The sequence below is a fragment of the Amycolatopsis sp. NPDC104587 genome (assembly GCF_055583645.1).
This window is the reverse complement of sequence record NZ_JBVJNO010000002.1, coordinates 498,786-516,038: the sequence shown is the minus strand read 5'-3', so window position 1 is coordinate 516,038 and position 17,253 is coordinate 498,786. Positions and strand designations below refer to the sequence as shown.

The following is a 17,253-nucleotide window of genomic DNA, read 5'->3' as shown; positions in this document are numbered from 1 at the left end:
CCGGCGGCCCGGCGCGAGGGTGGGGGCATGAGCGTTGAAGCCCGCTTCTGGGACGACCACTACACCCGCATCACCACCTCGAAGGTGAACCCGAGACTGGCCGAGATCGCCGGGCCGCTGCCGCCGGGGAGCGCACTCGACCTCGGCTGCGGCGCCGGCGGTGACGCGCGGTGGCTGGCCGGCCGCGGCTGGGCGGTGACCGCCGTCGACATCTCCGAGACTGCCGTGTGCGCGCTGGCCGGGCCGGTCACGGCGCTGCGCGTCGACCTCGCCGAGGAGTTCCCCGCCGGCACCTTCGACCTGGTTTCGGCGCAGTACTTCCACACGCCGTTCGCCCTGGACCGCGCCGCGGTGCTGCGGACCGCGGCGAAAGCGCTGAACCCGGGTGGCCGGCTGGTCGTCGTCGACCACGGCTCCACCGCGCCGTGGTCATGGAATCAGGACCCCGATCTCCGGTACCCCACACCGGAGGAAGTGGCCGCCGAGCTGGACCTCGACCCCGCGGAATGGACGGTCGAACGCGCGGAACGGCTGCCGCGGCAGGCCACCGGGCCCGGGGGCCGCACCGCGACGGTCGTCGACCACGTCCTGGTCGTGCGGCGATGAGCGACAACCGGCCGCCGTCGACGGGCCCCGGCGAGAAGGACGTGCTCACCGGCTTCCTCGACTACCTGCGCACCTCCGTCGCCGCCAAGGCCGAAGGGGTGCCGGAAGAACAGGCCCGCGCCGCCGGGGTCCCCTCGGGGACCAACCTGCTCGGCCTGGTCAAGCACCTCACCCACGTCGAACGGCACTGGCTGCTCGGCGAGAAGGTCACCCGCTGGAAGGCGACGTTCCACGCGGGCCCGCGGGAGACGGCCGAGACGATCCTCGCCGGCTACCGGAAGACCACCGCCGAAACGAACGAGGAGATCGCGTCCTGGCCCGGCCTGACGCCGTCCCAGCGCTGGACGCTGACGCACCTGATCGAGGAGACCGCCCGGCACGCGGGCCACGCCGACATCCTGCGTGAGCTCATCGACGGCGCCACCGGACGCTGAGCACGCAAAAGCCCCGCACCGCCTCCGGTGCGGGGCTTTGCGGGCCGGGTCAGCCGATGTGCGAGCTGAGCACCGAATAGTCGTTGCCCACGTTGGTGTACACGCCCGGGAAGTCCTTCCGTGCGCACCCCTGGCCCCACGAGACGATGCCGGCGAGCTTGCCGTCGACGTAGGCGGGCCCGCCCGAGTCGCCCTGGCAGGAGTCCTTGCCGCCTTCGGGCACCCCGGCGCAGAACATCGACGCCTTGTCGTAGTTCGAGCCGCTCGCGCTGTACTTCTCCGCGCAGGTGGCGTTGTCCACGACCGGCACGGAGACCTTCAGCAGCGTGTCGGAGACGTCGCCGCCTTCGGACGTCGCGCCCCAGCCGACCACCGTCACATCGGCGCCCGCCTGGTACGCGGCGTCGTCCGCCGACTGCACCAGCGTGGCCGGCTCGTACGGCAGGTCCTTGTCCAGCGTCAGCACGGAGTTGTCGTGCTGCATGCCGTTCATGTCGAAGTCCGGGTTCTGCCAGACGTCGCTGACCCCCGCCTTCTCACCCGAGGTGTCGCTGAACTTGGTCTGGCCCCCGATGATCTCCATCTGCGATGCCTGGACGCCGTCGGTGCAGTGCGCGGCGGTCAGCACCTTGTTCTTCGCGACCAGCGTGCCCGCGCAGTGCTGCGCGCCGTTGACGTTGAAGATGACGGTGGCCGGGAACTCGTCGATGGTGGTCGGCGAGCCGCCCACGATCCGCGGGTCACCGGCCGACGCGCCCGGCGCGGCAACCAGCGCGAGGGCTCCGGCGGTGGCGGCCGCGGCGAGGACCACGGCGGCCTTGCGCACCACGGAACGTCCGTCTACCTGCATGAACATCTCCCTTCGGGGACCTGGAAGGTGGTTGTCACGAGCAGACCAGACGGTCTCGGGTGCCGGTTAGCTACGAAAGTAGTTCTCTGAAAACAATGCAACGATGGTTGGTTTTTGTCCGACTTGAGTGGCGGAACGCCCGCCCGGGCGGTAACCGGGCACGCGCTACGGTCTCCCGGGGATCCGTGTCGGCCGGAGGAGGGGACAGCCGTGGTGCGCCTGCTCGGCGAGGTGGCCGTGGACGCCGTGGACCTGGGCCACGCCAAGCAGCGGTGCCTGCTGGCCGCGCTGGCGGTCGACGCCGGCCGGGTGGTGCCGGCGGACCGGCTGCTCGAACGAGTCTGGGGCGCCGACCTCCCGCGCCGCGGACGGGCGACCCTGCACAGTTATGTGTCCCGGCTACGGCAAGCGCTTTCCGGCCGCCCCGACGTCGAGATCGTGCGAAGGTCCGGCGGGTACGTCCTGGAGGCGGCCGAGGTGGACCTGCACCGGTTCCGGGAGCTGTGTGCCCGGGCGCGCGCCGAGGATCCTTCGGGGGCCGCGCGGCTGCTGACCGAGGCGCTCGAGCTGTGGCGCGGGGAGCCGCTGGCCGGCCTGCCCGGCGAGTGGGCCGAGGCCGAGCGCGACCGGCTCGGGAGCGAACGGCTGGCCGCGCGGCACGACCTGGTCGACGCCCGGCTCGGCGCCGGCGAGGGTGCGCGGGTGACCGCCGAACTGGCCGCGCGCAGCACCGAGCGCCCCTTGGACGAACGTGTTGCGGCGCAGTACATGCTGGCGCTGCACCAGGCCGGGCGCACGGCCGACGCGCTCGCGCACTACCGGCGGGTCCGGACCCGGCTGGTGGAAGCGCTCGGCGCGGACCCCGGCGCGCCGCTGCGGGACCTGCACCAGCGGCTCCTCGGCGAAGACGCCGGCGCGGGGCCCGTCCCGCGCCAGCTGCCGGCCGCGCCGGCGCCGTTCGTCGGACGCCGTGCGGAGCTGCGCCGGCTCGACGCCGCGATGACCGACGGCGACACCGGCGTGGTCACCGGCGCCGGCGGCATCGGCAAGACGTGGCTGGTGCTGCACTGGGCCCACCGGCACGCCGGGCGGTTTCCGGGCGGGCAGCTGTTCGTCGACCTGCGCGGCTTCAGCGTCGACAGCACACCGCTCGACCCGGCCGCGGCGCTGCGGGGGTTCATCGAGGCGCTGGGGGTCGACGCCGGCCGGGTCCCGGCGGGCCTGCCCGCGATGTCGGCGCTCTTCCGCACCCTCGTCGCGGAGCGGCGGATGCTGGTCGTGCTGGACAACGCGGCCACCGCCGAACAGGTCGCCCCGCTGCTGCCCGGCGGCCGGGCGTGCACCGTGCTGGTCAGCAGCCGCCGCCTGCTCACCGGTCTGACCGCCCGGCACGTGCGCCTCGACGTGCTCGACACCACCGACGGCCGCTCGCTGCTGGAGCACCGGCTCGGCGCGGCGCGCCCGGCCGCCGACCCGGGCGCCGTGACCGCGCTGCTGGACTGGTGCCGCGGGTTCCCGCTGGCGCTGGGCATCCTCGCCGGCCGCGCCCAGACGCACCCCCACCTCCCCCTCGCCGAGCTGGCCGCGGAGGTGCGCGAGTCCGGCGTCGACGCCCTGGACGACGACGACCCGACCGCGAGCCTGCCCGCCGTGCTCGCGACGTCGCGCCGGGCGCTGACCGACGAGCAGCGGACGGTGTTCGGCCTGCTCGGCATCGCGCCGGGCGCCGACATCGGGCTGTCCGCGGCGGCGAGCCTCGCCGGCCGGTCCCCCGCCGACACCGAACAGGTGCTGCAGGCGTTGCAGGAGGCGTCCCTGCTGCAGCGCGACACCCAGGGCCGGTACGGGATGCACGACCTGATCCGCGGGTACGCGGCCACGACCGCCGCGGACCTGCCGGCCGGCGTCCGCGGCGAGGCTCTGCGCCGGGTGGTCGACTTCTTCCTGCACACCACCCACACCGCGCAGCACCTCCTGCTCCCCCGGATCATCCCGCCGCTCGACCTCCCGGTGGCCGCGCCCGGCGTGGCGACCGAGCCGCTGTCCGGCGCCGCGGATGCGCTGGCCTGGCTGGACACCGAGCACCCGAGCGTGCTAGCCGCCCAGCTCACCGCCGCCGAGCAGGACCGGCACGACGTCGTGTGCCAGCTGGCGTCGGGCCTGGTCGTCTTCAACGACCGGCGCGGCCTGCGCGAAGCCGATCTGGAAGTGTGCCGGCGGGCGCTGGTCTCGGCGCGCCGGCTCGAAGATCCCGGGTTCCGCATCCGTGCGCACCGCAACCTCGGCTATTCCTACGGCCGGCTGGACCGGCGGGAAGAGGCGATCAGCCAGTTCCGGCAGGGGCTGGCCCTCGCCGAACAGCACGATCCCTCGCAGGCGGCGCACCTCCACCGCGCCCTCGCCTGGGCCTGGGAGGAGTCGGGAGACGGCCGGCGGGCACTGGAGCACGCGCGTCAGGCCTTGAGCCGCTTCCGCGAGCTCGGCGACTCACTGGGCGAAGGGCGGGCGCTCAACCTGATGGGCTGGTGCCTGGCACGGGTCGGCGAGCACGAGACGGCGTTCGAGTACAGCCGGGCCGCGCTCGTCCGGAACCGGGAGCACCACAACCCCGACGGCGAGGCGTACGCGCTGGCCAACCTGGGATTCCTCGGGTTCCACACCGGCCGCCACGACGAGGCCGTCCGGGACTACGAACAGGCCCTCGACCTGTACCGGTCGCTCGAGTTCACGATCGAGGTCGCCTTGGCACTCGAAGGGGTCGGACATCCCCACGCCGCGCTCGGCCGGGACGCGGAGGCCCGGAAAGCCTGGCAGGAGGCGATGGAGCTGTACACCCGACTGGGCCGTGACGCCGACGTCGACCGGCTGCGCACGCACCTCGACTCGCTTTGACGTCCACAATGGACGGTCGAACCGCGCTGCAGGACATGGCGGACTCCTGGTGAAGTCGGCCCCTGAGCGGGTGGCGGCGCCACGCAGAGGGTGAGCTGGAACCGGTTCCGAATATCGCCCGCCGGGCCCAGGTTGTCAACCCTTGACAGTGCCGTCAGCTGCCAACTCGACCACAGTCACGGCCGAATGGCTCTCGCATCAACGGTTGCCTCTCGCTCGAGCGGTCGGCCTACTTTTGGCCGACTTGACAGGCTGGGCCCGGTGGTATGAACCTTTCACCGAGTCCTCGGCCGGTCTCGGATGCTCCTGCCCGGCGGCCGCGGGACACACCGGACGACGCCGTCCCCTGACCGGCGGCGGGGTCCGCCCCACTTTCCCGGCCAGGGAGGAACCATGCCCACGAACGCTCTGCCGCGGCGACGGCGCCGCGGCCCCGGTACCCGCCTGGCGACGCTGGCGGTGGCCCTCGTGGCCGCCACGCTCGGCTTCGCCACCCCCTCCGCCCAAGCGGCCGATACCCTGATCTCCCAAGGGAAAGCCGTCTCCGCGTCCTCAGTGGAAAACGCCGGAACCCCGGCGAACGCCGCCGTGGACGGCAACACCGGCACCCGCTGGTCGTCGCAGTTCAGCGATCCACAGTGGATCCAGGTCGACCTCGGCGGCGCGGCGACGGTCAGCCGGGTCGTGCTCAACTGGGAGGCCGCCTACGCCACGGCGTACCAGATCCAGCTGTCCGACAACGGATCCAGCTGGTCCACTGTGTACCAGACCACCACCGGAACCGGCGGCACGCAGACACTGAACGTGTCGGGCGCCGGCCGGTACGTGCGGGTGTACACCACCGCGCGCGCCACGCCCTACGGCGTCTCGCTGTGGGAGTTCCAGGTCTACGGCACCGGCGGCGGCACCACTCAGCCCGGCGCGGGCACCCCGCCCGACTCGTTCTGGGGTGACACCGGCAGCATCCCGGCCGCGCGGAACGTGCTCATGGTGAAGGTGCTCAACCGGACCAACGGCAAGTACCCGGACAGCCAGGTGTTCTGGAACTTCGGCGGGCAGACGCACTCGATCGCCGAACAGCCCTACATCGACATGCCGGCCAACTCGGCCGGGCGGATGTACTTCTACCTCGGCACCCCGAACGGCCAGTACGCCGACTTCATCGAGTTCACCGTCGGCCCGGACGTGTTCAACGGCAACACCACGCGGGTGGACGCGTTCGCGCTGAAGCTGGCCATGCGGCTGCACGCCCACGACGGGTACGACGTGCAGGTCGGCGACGACTACGGGACCTTCCAGGAGGACCGCGCGGCCACGTTCGCGAAGTTCCAGGCCGAGGTGCCCACCGAGTTCAAGGGTCTGGCGACGGTGAACGCGCCCTACCGGATCCCCGCGCCGGGCAGCGCTCCGGACTTCCGCGCCGGCGGCCGGTACGCGAACTACTTCACCGCCTACGCGCAGTCCGTGGGTGTCAACGAGCCGACGTCGAACATCACCGGCTGCGCCGGTTCGCTGGCCGGAAACCCGAACATGTGCGCGGCGCTGAACCGGCACACCGCGCAGCTGCCGGCGTCGCAGCAGCAGGACCCGGCGAACTACTACAAGGCCGCCCCGGCGAACTACTACGCGAAGTACTGGCACGACCACGGCATCAACCGCCTGGCGTACGGCTTCCCGTACGACGACGTGGCCGGCCAGTCGTCGTTCGTCTCCCACGGCGACCCGCAGTGGCTGGCGGTCGCCGTCGGCTGGTGACCGGCGCCTCCGTCACGCGCTCGGTTCGGGCGCGTGACGGGGCAGCCACCGGATCGGTGTCCGGTGGTCCGAAACCGTGCTGTGCCCGCTGACCACCTGGCCGAGCAGGATCAGCAGGACCAGCAGCAGCGGCGTCCGCCAGCCCCCGGTGTAGGCGTGCAGCCAGCCGCACGCCAGCACGCCGAAACCGGCGATCAGATAACCGGCGCCCTGGACCGCGGCCGACAGCGCGGGTGAGTTGTCCTTGCTGCGCAGCGAGATGGTCGTCAGGGCGAACGCGAGTGACCCCATGCCCGTCCCGGTGGCCGCCGCCCACAGCCAGGGCGCGGCCGCCGGGGCGAGGAGGAGCCCGCCCACGCCGATGACGTTGGGCACGGCCAGGGCGACCACGAGCAGCGTCTGGTTCTGCCGGCGGCGTGTCCAGCCCGGGACCAGCCACATCATCGGCAGCCCCATGGCCATCGACAGCGCCAGGCACGCGCCCGCGGTCGCCGGCGGCACGCCCGCGTCACGCAGGATGCCGGGGAGCCAGCCCATGACCAGGAACGTCACCGTCGAGATCAGTCCGAAGTGGACGATCAGGGTGCCGGTGCGCACCGACCGGGCGGACGCGTGCGGCACGAGGAGCTCGGCGGGCGTGCGCCGCCAAACCCGCTGCGCGAGGATCGCGCCGAGCGCCCACAGCCCCAGCCCGATCCGCCACGACGACGACGTCACCGCGGCCGGGGTGACCAGCGCGCCGGCCGTGCTGCCCAGGCCGAGCCCGAGCGGGAAGGCCGCGGACCCCCTGGCCAGCAGCGGCAGCATGGTCCCCAGCACGGCGATGGACAGGCACGCCAGCGCCGTCCCGGCCAGCAGCGGCACCGAGCCGCCGAGCACCCGCCCGACCAGCGACGACGCCAGCCCGAGCAGGGAGACGGTGACCGTCCGGTGCGACCCCACCCGGCCGCACAGCCAGGGGGTGGCCCAGCCGCCGAGGTCGATCGCCCAGAGCGGCAGCGCGACGAGCACGGCGGCGACCAGGCCACCGGCGACCGTGATGTCCGGCAGGGCGGCGCCCAGGCTCGTCACCGCCGGCCGCAGGTTGAGGGCCAGGGCGAACACGACCAGCGTGGAAAGGGCGGCACCGCGGGACATCGCTCCTCCTCGGGTTCGAGGTCCGGAGCGTCACGAGCTCCGGGGAGCGATGCTCCGCGCAATGTACGCGTCAGACATCCGTCACCTGACGTAGGTGCGAAGTTTTCCTGCTGTTCATCTTGGCCTACCGGGAGACGCAGCGCGCCGCGGGCACCTCGGCCCCGGCTGCCTGCTCGACGGTTTGCCGCCCGCCGGCGCTGAGGCGCCCCACCGAGGTGGCAGGATGGGGGGTGCGCAGCGCCGATCCACGCCGAAAGTGAGCAGCTGTGACTTTCTCCGTCGCCGCCCGGACCGCCGGGCCCGGAACCGTGGTCACGGTCGCCGGCGAGCTCGACGTGGCCACCTCGCCCCGCCTGCGGGCGCAGATCGGCGAGGTCGGCCTGAGCCGCGGCCGGCTGCTGGTGATCGACCTGGCCGGCGTGACGTTCTGCGACTCCAGCGGCATTTCGGCGCTGATCGCGGCCCGCAACACCGCCGAGGCCGCCGGTGCCGGGGTGGCGCTGGCCGCCGTCCCGCAGCGGATCCTGCGGACGTTCAGCCTGATCGGCCTCGCGGGGTTCTTCCCCAGCTACCCGAGTGCCGAGGACGCCTTCGCCGCGCAGGCCTGACGGGCCCTGGTTGGATGACGGCGTGGAACGGAAGAAGTCACCCGAGCGGCTCGTGTTCTTCACCGACGCCGTGGTCGCCATCGCGCTGACGTTGCTGGTGCTGCCGCTGACGGACCTCGTGCCGGAGCTGGTGGCCGAACACGCGCCCGCGTCCGAAGCCGTGACCGGGAACTGGCCGAAGATCTTCAGCTTCCTGCTCAGCTTCGCCGTGATCGGCCGGTTCTGGCTTGTCCACCACCGCGTCTTCGAGCACGTGCGGGCCTACAGCGGGCCGCTGTTGCTGGCCAACTTCGGCTGGCTGCTCACCATCGCGGTCCTGCCGTTCCCGACCGAGCTCATCGGCGCGTACCGGACCGACCGGTTCACCGTCGTGTTCTACCTCGCCACACTCCTGGCCAGCAGCCTGTGCCACACGGCGCTGGTGCTGATCGTCCGCCGCGACCCGGCCGTCCACGGGGACGCCGAACCCGTGACGGACCAGTGGGTGCACAGCTTCGTGCTGAACACGGGGGTGTTCGCCCTCGCCGTCGTGGTCGCCTTCATCGAGCCCGGCCTCGCGTACTACGTGCTGCTGTTGCTGGCCCTCCCGTCCAACGTCGCGCGCTGGATGGAACGGCGCACCGCCTAGCGGCCGGACCACCCCGCGAGGTGGCCCGGCCGCCTGCTCAGCAGGAGCTGTCCGGCAGTTCGAACTTCTGCACGAGCTTCGCGTGCACCAGTCCGTCCAGAGCTTCGGACGCGCTCACCCCGGCCGTCAGCTCCTTCGCGAGCAGGCCGGTGACCGTGGCCGCGGCGAACGACGTCCCGCTCCAAGTGGCCCAGCCGGTGAAGACGCCGTCGTCGCCCGGGTCGGCCGGGTACGCGCCTTTGACGTCGATGCCGCGGGTCGTGTAGTTCACCCAGGGCGCCAGCGGGGTGAACGCCGAGAGCGCTTCGCCGTCGGGCGTGTCCGGCAGCCCGGACGATCCGATCGCGTACACCCACGGCTGCGCCGCCGGGAAGCTCGGCGACTGCGAAGTCCGCCCGCGTTTCATGCCGACCACATCACCCTGGTTGCCCGCCGCCGCGACGACGGTGACCCCGGCGGGCACCCGCTCGATCGCGCGGCGGATCACCAGCGGCGGCTCGCCGTCCTCGGTGAAGCAGGCGAACGACAGGTTGAGCACGTCGACCCGCTCGGCCAGCTCGGCGATCGCGGCCGCGACGCACCAGCCGGTCGCGGTGTAATCGGGCCTGTTCAGCACCCCCTTCACCTCGATGTGCGCGGCCGGCGCGGCCGCCCGGATCACGCTCGTCACGAACGTGCCGTGGCCGCCGCGGAGGATCGCCGGGGCTTCGGTGCGCCAGTCGTCGGTCTTCACCCACGGCTCGGGTAGGGCCACGTGCCGGTGGATCGGGGTGTCGATGACCCCGACCCGGATGGGGGCGCTCGTCGTCAGGCCGGTGATGGTGCCGGTCGGTGCCGGTTCGGGCAGACTTTCGGACATCGGTTTCGGCCCCGCCGGCCGGATCAGGTCGGCGACCCGGTGTTTGCCCACCGGCGGGAACCAGCCGCCGTACCGGCCGCTGAACCGGCGCCGCAGCTCGTACAGGATGTCGTCCACGGCCCCCACGGCCGGGTCGAAACCCGAGAGCAGCACCAGCCCGAGCCGCTCGTCGCGCGCGGCCTCCGCGTGGCCGGCGCCGAGCCGGGCCAGCTCCGCTTCGACCACCTCGAGGTGTTCGGAATCAACGACGATTTCACCCGGTACGACAGCGGGAAACGGTTCGTCCGGAGTAGCCATGGTGGGTACCTTTCGATTGATGGCGTCTACCTTTCGGAGTCGCTGATGGCCGTCCTGATGCATCACACGGCGCGAGACGCCGCCGACGAGGCGATGCGGATGGCCGACCTCGACCCGCGCCGGGCCCTCCCGCTCACCGGCCCGGCCGTCGTCCGGGCCCGGCGGGACCGGGACCCGGCCGCGCTGGCCGTCGCCGAGCGGGCCTGGGGCCACGCACTCCTGCACTGCGGTGAGATGGGCGACGCGGTCCACCACTTCCGCCGCTCGATGGCCGCCGGGCGCGCGGCCGAGTCGGCGGCGCTGGTGGCGGAGGCCCGGATGAAGCTGGCCTACGCGCTCGCGCAGCAGGGGCGGCCGGCGGCGGCGCTGCGTGAGGTCGACCTGGCGCTGCCCGACCTCACCGGCTCGTCCGGGGCCCGTGCGCTCGCCCAGCGGGCCATCGTCCTGAACCAGGCCGGCCGGCTCGACGAGGCCCTGGCGGACTTCCGCACGGCGCTGGCGGCGCTGCGGCGCTCCGGCGACCTGCTCGGGGTGCAGCGCATGCTGATCAACCGGGCGTTCCTGCAGTCCGACCGGTACGCCTTCAGCGCCGCGAAGGCCGACCTCCTGGAAGCCGAGCAGCTCGCACGCGAGCTGGGCCGCGAGCTGACCGTCGGGATCATCGCCGAGAACCTGGGCCGCGTCGAGACCTACCGCGGTGACGTCCCCGCCGCGCTCGGCCACCTCGACCGGGCCGAGCGGATCATCTCCGAGCACGGCGCCCAGCTCGGCTGGATGCACCGGCACCGGGCCGAGCTGCTGCTGTCGGCGGGTGTCGCCGCGGAGGCGCGGGAGTCGGCCGAACGCGCTGTCGCGACCTACCGCCGTGAACGCCGGCTGCTCAACGTCCCCGAGGCCCGGCTGCTGCTCGCTCAGGCGGCTTTTCTGGGCGGGGACTGGGAAACCGCCGTCACGCACGCCCGGCGGGCGAGCCGCGAGTTCGCTCACCAGGGCCGGGACGAGTGGGCCGCGCTGGCCCGGCTGGCCGTGCTGCGGGCCGGATCGGCGGCCGGGCGGGCGCCGCGGGTCCCGCTCGACGCCGTGGAGCGGATGGCCGGCACCCTCGCCGAGGCGGGCTGGCCCGCGGCCGCCGTCGAAGCGCGGTTGATCGCCGCGCAGGTGTTGCTGCGCCGCCGGAAGGACACGGACGCGCGCGAGCACCTGCGGCGGGCGAGCGACGTCCGCAAGCACGGCACGGCGACCCTGCGGGCCCGCGGGTGGTACGCCGAAGCCGTGCTGCGACAGTCCGAAAAGGACGTTCCCGGGGCCCGGCGGGCGGCCCGCAACGGGCTGCGGATCCTCGACGAGCACGCGGCGGCGCTGGGCGCGACCGACCTCTGGGTGCACTCGGCGGCCCACCGCCGGGAGCTGACCGAGCTGGGGCTGCGGTCGGCCCTGCGCGAAGGCCGGCCGGCGGCGGTGCTGGAGTGGGCCGAACGCGGCCGGGCCAGTCGGCTGCTGCACCGGCCGGTCCGGCCCGCCGACGACCCGGTGCTGGCGGACCTGCTGGGCCGGCTGCGGGCGGTCGTCGCGGACATCGACCGCGGCACGGCGGTGCCCGCGCACCGCCGGATCACGCTGGAGCGGCGGATCCGCGACCACAGCCGCCGCCACCCGGGCGCGGCCGCCGGCCCACCGCCCGCCCCGGCGTCGGCCGGCGCTCTCGGAGCCGCGCTGGGCGACCGCGCGCTCGTGGAGTTCCTCCAGCTGGACGGCGAGCTCCACGCGCTGACCCTGGCCGGCGGCCGGTTGCGCCGGCACGAGCTGGGTCCGGCGGCCCCGGTCGCGGACCTCGTCGACCGGCTGCGCTTCGCCCTGCATCGCCTGGCCCGCCTGGACCGCCGCGGGCCGGCACTCGCCCAGCTGTTGACCGCGAGCGCACACCGGCTGGACGCGGCGCTGCTCGAGCCGTTGCGCGAAACCGGCGGCAGGCCCCTGGTGATCGCGCCGACCGGGGCCCTGCACGGCGTCCCGTGGTCGGTCCTGCCCTCGTGCGCGGGCCGCGCGGTGAGCGTGACCCCGTCGGCGGCGCTGTGGCTGTCGGCCGTGCGGACCCCACCCCGGGCGGGCCCGGTGGCGGTGGCCGCGGGGCCGGGCCTGGCCGGCGCGACGGCGGAAGCCCGTGCGGTGGCGGAGATCCACGGGTGCGCACCGCTGCCGGGAACGGTCGAGGCGGTGCTCGCGGCGCTGGGCACAGCGGGCACGGCACACCTGGCGGCGCACGGGAAGCTGTCGACGGACAACCCGCTGTTTTCCCGCCTGCGCCTGCACGACGGTCCCCTGATGGTCCACGACCTCGATCGTCTGCCGCGGGTGCCGCACACGGTGGTGCTGGCGTCGTGCGACAGCGGCCGCTCGGTCGTCCACACGGGAGACGAGCTGCTCGGCCTCAGCGCGACGTTCATCGCGCAGGGAACGGCCCAGCTGGTGGCGTCGGTGATCCCGATCCCGGACGCCGAGACGGTGCCGCTGATGGTGTCCCTGCACCGCCGCTTGGCGGCGGGAGAAGCGGCGGCCCCGGCGCTGGCGGCGGCTCAGCTGGAACTGCGGGAGGGTGATCCGGGGTCGCTGGCCGCCGCGGCCGGGTTCACGTGCCTGGGCAGCTGACGTTCATCCCATTGAGTGATGACCACATGTTCGAACCGCCGGTAATCTTGGCACGTGGACAGCGAAACGGTGTGGCAAGCAGACGCGGCGGCCTTGGCCGACCGCGTCAGCACGCTGCTTGCTGTGGTGCGGTCCGCCGAAGCCGAAATCGGTTCGCTGCTCATGGAAATCGAAACACGGGGTGTTCTCGAACTCTTCGGGTACCGCTCGGTCACGCGGTTGTTCGAGCACCTCGCCGACATTTCCCGGGCTGCCGCTGACCGTATCGTGAAACGCGCCCGCGCCCTCAACCCCACCCTCGCCTTGGACGGCACCCCACTCCCCGCGCTCGCCCCCGCCACCGGCACTGTGGCTGCCGTTGGGTCGTTGAGCACCCTGATGATCGACACCATCGTCGAGGTCCTCACCCACGTGCCCGTTGAGCACCGCGACGAAGCGGAACAAAGCCTGCTGTCCTACACCGCCGAAGCCGGCCACCGACAAGTCGCCGCGCTCGGCACCCGGATCCTGGCCCATCTCGACCCCGACGGCACCCCACCCGACACCACCGAACCCGCCATCCCCGAACGCGAACTCTCGCTGCGCCGGAAAAGAACCGGGATCTGGGAGCTGACGGGGCGTTTCGACGACGAAACCGGCACCCGCGCCAGCGCCCTGCTCGACTCGTTGGCCCAGCGCTACACGACCGAGGAAGGCGCGGACATCCGGTCCCCGCGGCAACGCCACGGCGACGCGTTCTCCGACGCGCTCGACCTCGCGTTGAACTCCCCCGACCTGCCATTGCAGGCGGGGGAACGCACCCACGTCATGGTCGCCGTCCACCTCGACGCGCTCAGATCGGGTATCGGTGAGGCCACCCTCGGCGACACCGCCACGATGACCGCGGCCGAGGCCCGGGTGCATGCCTGCGACAGCATGGTGATCCCCGCGGTCCTCGGTGAGAAGAACGAACCGCTGAACCTGGGCCGCCTACGCCGGTTGATCTCGGCGGGACTGCGGCGGGCGTTGTTCCTGCGTGACCGGGGGTGCGCGTTCCCGGGCTGTCACCGCCCGCCGCGGCATTGCCAGGGTCATCACATCCGCCACTGGGCTGAGGGCGGCCCGACGGATCTGGGCAATCTGGTGTTGTTGTGCGCGCACCATCACCGGTTGCTGCACCGTTCCGGCTGGGAGGTCCGCATCGCCGCCGATGGCCTCCCGGAGTTCTTACCGCCGGCGTTCTTGGACAGGCGCCGAAAACCCAGGCGCAACAACCTGCATCAGCCCTTGCCGTTCGCGGCTTGAGGAATCGAATACGGGGAAAGGCCCGCAGCCACCGGCTACGGGCCTACACCCACGCCCGAAATCGGTCCGCAATCAACAGACGACACGCCCGGCGCCAAGACTCCGATGCAAACCCGGCCAGCCGCCCAGTAAGCGCCAGCTCCGCCGCACCCGGCAGACTGAAAAAGCGACCGCAACTCAGTCCCCGCTTCCACGACAGGCTTGTCCAGCCACGAGCCTGATGCCCCACCGCCCCCGGCCCTGAACCAGCTGTCGGTTCGATCCGCACCACGCTCCGGCAACCCCGGACAGCCGCCTCATCAACCCAGCCCTTCCCGTCAGATAGGGCGCTGCGGACCAACCGCAACTCGCGCGTTCAGGCAACCAAGCGGGATCGCCCCGTCGCACGGCCAGTCGAGCACCAACCGGGGCGACACGCCTGGCAGAAGTGGGACGCTCCGCGACCAGGCCCGCGCCGCCGCCGCCGGCCGGGCGGCAGCGACAGCAGCAGCGGCGCCGGTGGCGGCGGCGGCAGTGGCAGCGGCGGTGGCGGCGGCGGCGTGGTCGCGGCGGCAGCGGCGTGGTCGCGGCGGCAGCAGCGGCAGCGCCAGCAGCAGCGGCGGCAGTAGCAGCGGCGGCGGCAGCGGTGGCGGCGGCGCACCCAAGCACCGTCACCCTCAGCCACCTCAGCGAGGCAATCCACGGTCGCCCCCGCTCCCGAGCGCTAGTCCGCCGCGCCCGCAGGCTCACCCGCACCCCGCAGCCCACCCCGAGACACCCCATCCCACCCCCACCGCACCCCAGACCATCGAACTTGCCCGATTTCGGGCAAGTTTTTGCCCCCAGCCACCTCCACAGTGCATGATGGCCCCCGTGGAGGACACAGACATCGTCGACCGAGTAGCCGCGTCCACCGGTTTGGCGCCGGGGGTTGCTGCTCGGGTTGTCGACGATGTCCTGGCCTTCTACCGGACCCCCGCCGAGCAGTACGTGCGTCGGCGGCATGCCGAACTGCAGGCCGAAGGCCGGAAGAACCCCGAGATCTTCCCCCTGATCGCCACCGAGCTTCGCGGCCGGCTCGTGGCCGCGCCGGTGCTGTCAGAACGGCAGCTTCGCCGCATCGTCTACGGCTGAGCAAGCTGAGCACTGCTGAGCAAGCTGATCAAGCCGAGCCCGAACAGAGAGGTTCGCCATGTGCGGAATCGTCGGTTACATCGGCGGCCAGAACGCCGCCCCCATCCTGCTCGAAGGCCTGACCCGGCTCGAGTACCGCGGGTACGACTCCGCGGGCATCGCCGTGCTCGGCGCCAAAGGCGGCGTGCAGGTGCACCGGGTCGTCGGGCGGGTTCGCAACCTCGCCGCCGCGCTGCCCAAGCGGCTCGGCGGCAAAATCGGCATCGGGCACACGCGGTGGGCCACGCACGGCCCCGCCTCCGAGGCCAACGCCCACCCGCACACCTCCGAAGACGGCCGGATCACCGTGGTGCACAACGGCATCATCGACAACGCCGACAGCCTGCGCGCCCAGCTCGCCGACTCCGGGGTCACCCTCACCTCCGAGACCGACACCGAGGTGCTCGCCCACCTCATCGCCCGCTCGGGCGCCGACACGCTCGAGGACGCCGTGGTCGAAGCGGTCTCCCGGATCACCGGGACCTACGCGATCGCCGTCACCGACTCCGGGCACCCGGATCGGCTGGTCATCGCGCGCAACGGGTCGCCGCTGATCATCGGGGTCGGCGAACGGGAGATGTTCGTCGCCAGTGACCTCGCCGCGCTCGTGCGGCACACCTCGCAGGTCGCGCACCTCGACGACGGGGAGTTCGCGACCGTCTTCGCCACCGGCTACCGCACCTTCACCGTCGACGAGAGCGACACCACCAAGCCGGCCACCGAGATCGACATCGCCGCCGAAGACCTCGACCTGGGCGGCTTCCCGCACTACATGGCTAAGGAGATCCAGGAGCAGCCCGAGTCCGTCGAGCGGATGATCCGCGGCCGGCTCGACGACCGGTTCGGCGTCGCCCGCCTGGACGGGCTCAACCTGACGCCCCGGGAGCTGCGCGGGTTCAGCCGCGTCAAGATCCTCGGCTGCGGCTCGGCTTACTACGTCGGCCAGATCGGCGCCACGATGATCGAGGAGCTGGCCCGGATCCCCGCCGACGCCGAAGCCGCGTCGGAATTCCGTTACCGCAACCCGATCATCGAGGCGGACACGCTCTACATCGCGGTCAGCCAGTCCGGTGAGACGATCGACACCGCGTTCGCCGTCGAGGAGATCAAGCGCAAGGGCGGCCGGGTCGCCGGGCTGGTCAACGTCGTCGGCTCGACCATCGCCCGCGCCTGCGACGGCGGTGTCTACCTGCACGCCGGCCCCGAAATCGCCGTCGCCTCGACCAAGGCGCTCACCAACATGGCCGTCGGGTTCGCGCTGATCGCGCTGTCGCTCGGACGCGTCCGGGATCTGTCCAATGCGGACGGTCAGCGGATCATCGAGGCGATCCGCGCGCTGCCGGACCAGATCCGGACGGTGCTGGCCGCGGAAGCCGAGATCGCCGAGCACGCGAAGACGGCGGCGGCCGCGAACAGCCTGTTCTTCATCGGCCGCGTCCGCGGCTTCCCGGTGGCCCGCGAAGGCGCGCAGAAGTTCAAGGAGATCTCCTACCGCCACGCCGAGGCCTACCAGACGTCGGAGCTCAAGCACGGCCCGCTCGCGCTGATCGACGAGTCGCTCCCGACCGTCGCTGTGGTGCCCTCGGACGAGCTGACCGAGCGCAACCTGGCCGCCGTGCAGCAGATCAAGGCCCGTGGGGGCGCGGTGCTCGCCGTGACGCACGAAGACGTCGACTTCGGCGAGCTCGACGTCCCGCGGATCGTGGTGCCCCGGACCGCGCCGGAGCTCGACCCGATCCTGCTGACGATCCCGCTGCAGCTGCTCGCCTACCACGCGGCGCTGACGCTGGGTTACGACATCGACAAGCCGCGTAACCTGGCCAAGTCCGTCACCGTGGAGTGAACCCGGGTCACGCGTCCTCGCTCACCAAAATCGCGACACCCGGGCACACGGTGGCCGCCTCCCGGACGATCGGGTGCAGCTCCTCGCCCGGGGTCGCGTCGAGCAGGATCACGATGCCGTCGTCTTCGCCCTGGTCGAACACGTCCGGCGCGAGCATCACACAAGTCCCGGCGCCGCAGCACTTTTCTTTGTCCACAGTGACTTTCATCAGCGTTCCTCTCCTGGATGGGTGACGGGGCGTCTCCTCGGCGACGGCCCTGCG

The 17,253-nt window shown here is 72.5% G+C and carries 14 protein-coding genes; 10 read left to right on the top strand and 4 right to left on the bottom strand.

The window, feature by feature from the left end:
• Positions 1-27: 27 nt before the first annotated feature.
• A complete protein-coding gene (locus tag ACZ61C_RS06845; RefSeq protein ID WP_465303674.1) occupies positions 28-606 on the top strand; it encodes a class I SAM-dependent methyltransferase in 579 nt (192 codons plus the stop codon).
• Positions 603-1,040 (top strand): DinB family protein, encoded by a 438-nt coding sequence (locus ACZ61C_RS06840; protein ID WP_465303672.1) that lies wholly within the window; start codon positions 603-605, stop codon positions 1,038-1,040. The genes ACZ61C_RS06845 and ACZ61C_RS06840 overlap by 4 nt, the downstream gene beginning before the upstream one ends.
• A 49-nt stretch (positions 1,041-1,089) precedes the next feature.
• On the opposite strand, the gene ACZ61C_RS06835 is transcribed toward ACZ61C_RS06840, so the two are convergent.
• Complete coding sequence (locus tag ACZ61C_RS06835) at positions 1,090-1,890, bottom strand: S1 family peptidase (RefSeq protein ID WP_465303670.1); 801 nt, start codon at positions 1,888-1,890, stop codon at positions 1,090-1,092.
• 210 nt (positions 1,891-2,100) lie between these two features.
• Between ACZ61C_RS06835 and ACZ61C_RS06830 the strand changes: the two genes are divergently transcribed.
• Positions 2,101-4,782, top strand: coding sequence for an AfsR/SARP family transcriptional regulator (locus ACZ61C_RS06830; protein ID WP_465303668.1), 2,682 nt, complete (start codon positions 2,101-2,103; stop codon positions 4,780-4,782).
• A 393-nt stretch (positions 4,783-5,175) separates the two neighbouring features.
• Positions 5,176-6,537 (top strand): beta-1,3-glucanase family protein, encoded by a 1,362-nt coding sequence (locus ACZ61C_RS06825; RefSeq protein WP_465303666.1) that lies wholly within the window; start codon positions 5,176-5,178, stop codon positions 6,535-6,537.
• 12 nt (positions 6,538-6,549) lie between these two features.
• Here the strand turns inward: ACZ61C_RS06825 and ACZ61C_RS06820 are convergent, their stop codons facing one another.
• On the bottom strand, positions 6,550-7,674 hold the full coding sequence (locus ACZ61C_RS06820) for an MFS transporter (RefSeq protein WP_465303664.1): 1,125 nt from the start codon (positions 7,672-7,674) through the stop codon (positions 6,550-6,552).
• A gap of 266 nt (positions 7,675-7,940) precedes the next feature.
• Between ACZ61C_RS06820 and ACZ61C_RS06815 the strand changes: the two genes are divergently transcribed.
• Entirely contained in the window at positions 7,941-8,282 is a 342-nt protein-coding gene (locus tag ACZ61C_RS06815) for an STAS domain-containing protein (RefSeq protein WP_465303662.1), read from the top strand.
• A 22-nt stretch (positions 8,283-8,304) separates the two neighbouring features.
• On the top strand, positions 8,305-8,910 hold the full coding sequence (locus ACZ61C_RS06810) for a TMEM175 family protein (protein WP_465303660.1): 606 nt from the start codon (positions 8,305-8,307) through the stop codon (positions 8,908-8,910).
• A gap of 37 nt (positions 8,911-8,947) precedes the next feature.
• On the opposite strand, the gene ACZ61C_RS06805 is transcribed toward ACZ61C_RS06810, so the two are convergent.
• Entirely contained in the window at positions 8,948-10,066 is a 1,119-nt protein-coding gene (locus tag ACZ61C_RS06805) for a S8 family peptidase (RefSeq protein WP_465303658.1), read from the bottom strand.
• A gap of 45 nt (positions 10,067-10,111) precedes the next feature.
• Here ACZ61C_RS06805 and ACZ61C_RS06800 point away from each other — a divergent pair, with 45 nt between their 5' ends.
• The 4 genes from ACZ61C_RS06800 to glmS all read left to right on the top strand — a co-directional run bounded on the left by ACZ61C_RS06800 (position 10,112) and on the right by glmS (position 16,991).
• Positions 10,112-12,712: a CHAT domain-containing protein gene (locus ACZ61C_RS06800; RefSeq protein WP_465303656.1), complete on the top strand. Its 2,601-nt coding sequence runs from the start codon at positions 10,112-10,114 to the stop codon at positions 12,710-12,712.
• 54 nt (positions 12,713-12,766) lie between these two features.
• Positions 12,767-13,996 (top strand): HNH endonuclease signature motif containing protein, encoded by a 1,230-nt coding sequence (locus tag ACZ61C_RS06795; protein ID WP_465303654.1) that lies wholly within the window; start codon positions 12,767-12,769, stop codon positions 13,994-13,996.
• An 840-nt stretch (positions 13,997-14,836) separates the two neighbouring features.
• Entirely contained in the window at positions 14,837-15,109 is a 273-nt protein-coding gene (locus ACZ61C_RS06790; RefSeq protein WP_465303652.1) for a hypothetical protein, read from the top strand.
• Between the two features lie 58 nt (positions 15,110-15,167).
• Positions 15,168-16,991, top strand: a complete 1,824-nt coding sequence (gene glmS / locus ACZ61C_RS06785) for a glutamine--fructose-6-phosphate transaminase (isomerizing) (RefSeq protein WP_465303650.1) — start codon at positions 15,168-15,170, stop codon at positions 16,989-16,991.
• A 7-nt stretch (positions 16,992-16,998) separates the two neighbouring features.
• Here glmS and ACZ61C_RS06780 read toward each other — a convergent pair whose 3' ends face one another.
• Positions 16,999-17,199: a ferredoxin gene (locus ACZ61C_RS06780; RefSeq protein ID WP_465303648.1), complete on the bottom strand. Its 201-nt coding sequence runs from the start codon at positions 17,197-17,199 to the stop codon at positions 16,999-17,001.
• Positions 17,200-17,253: the final 54 nt, after the last annotated feature.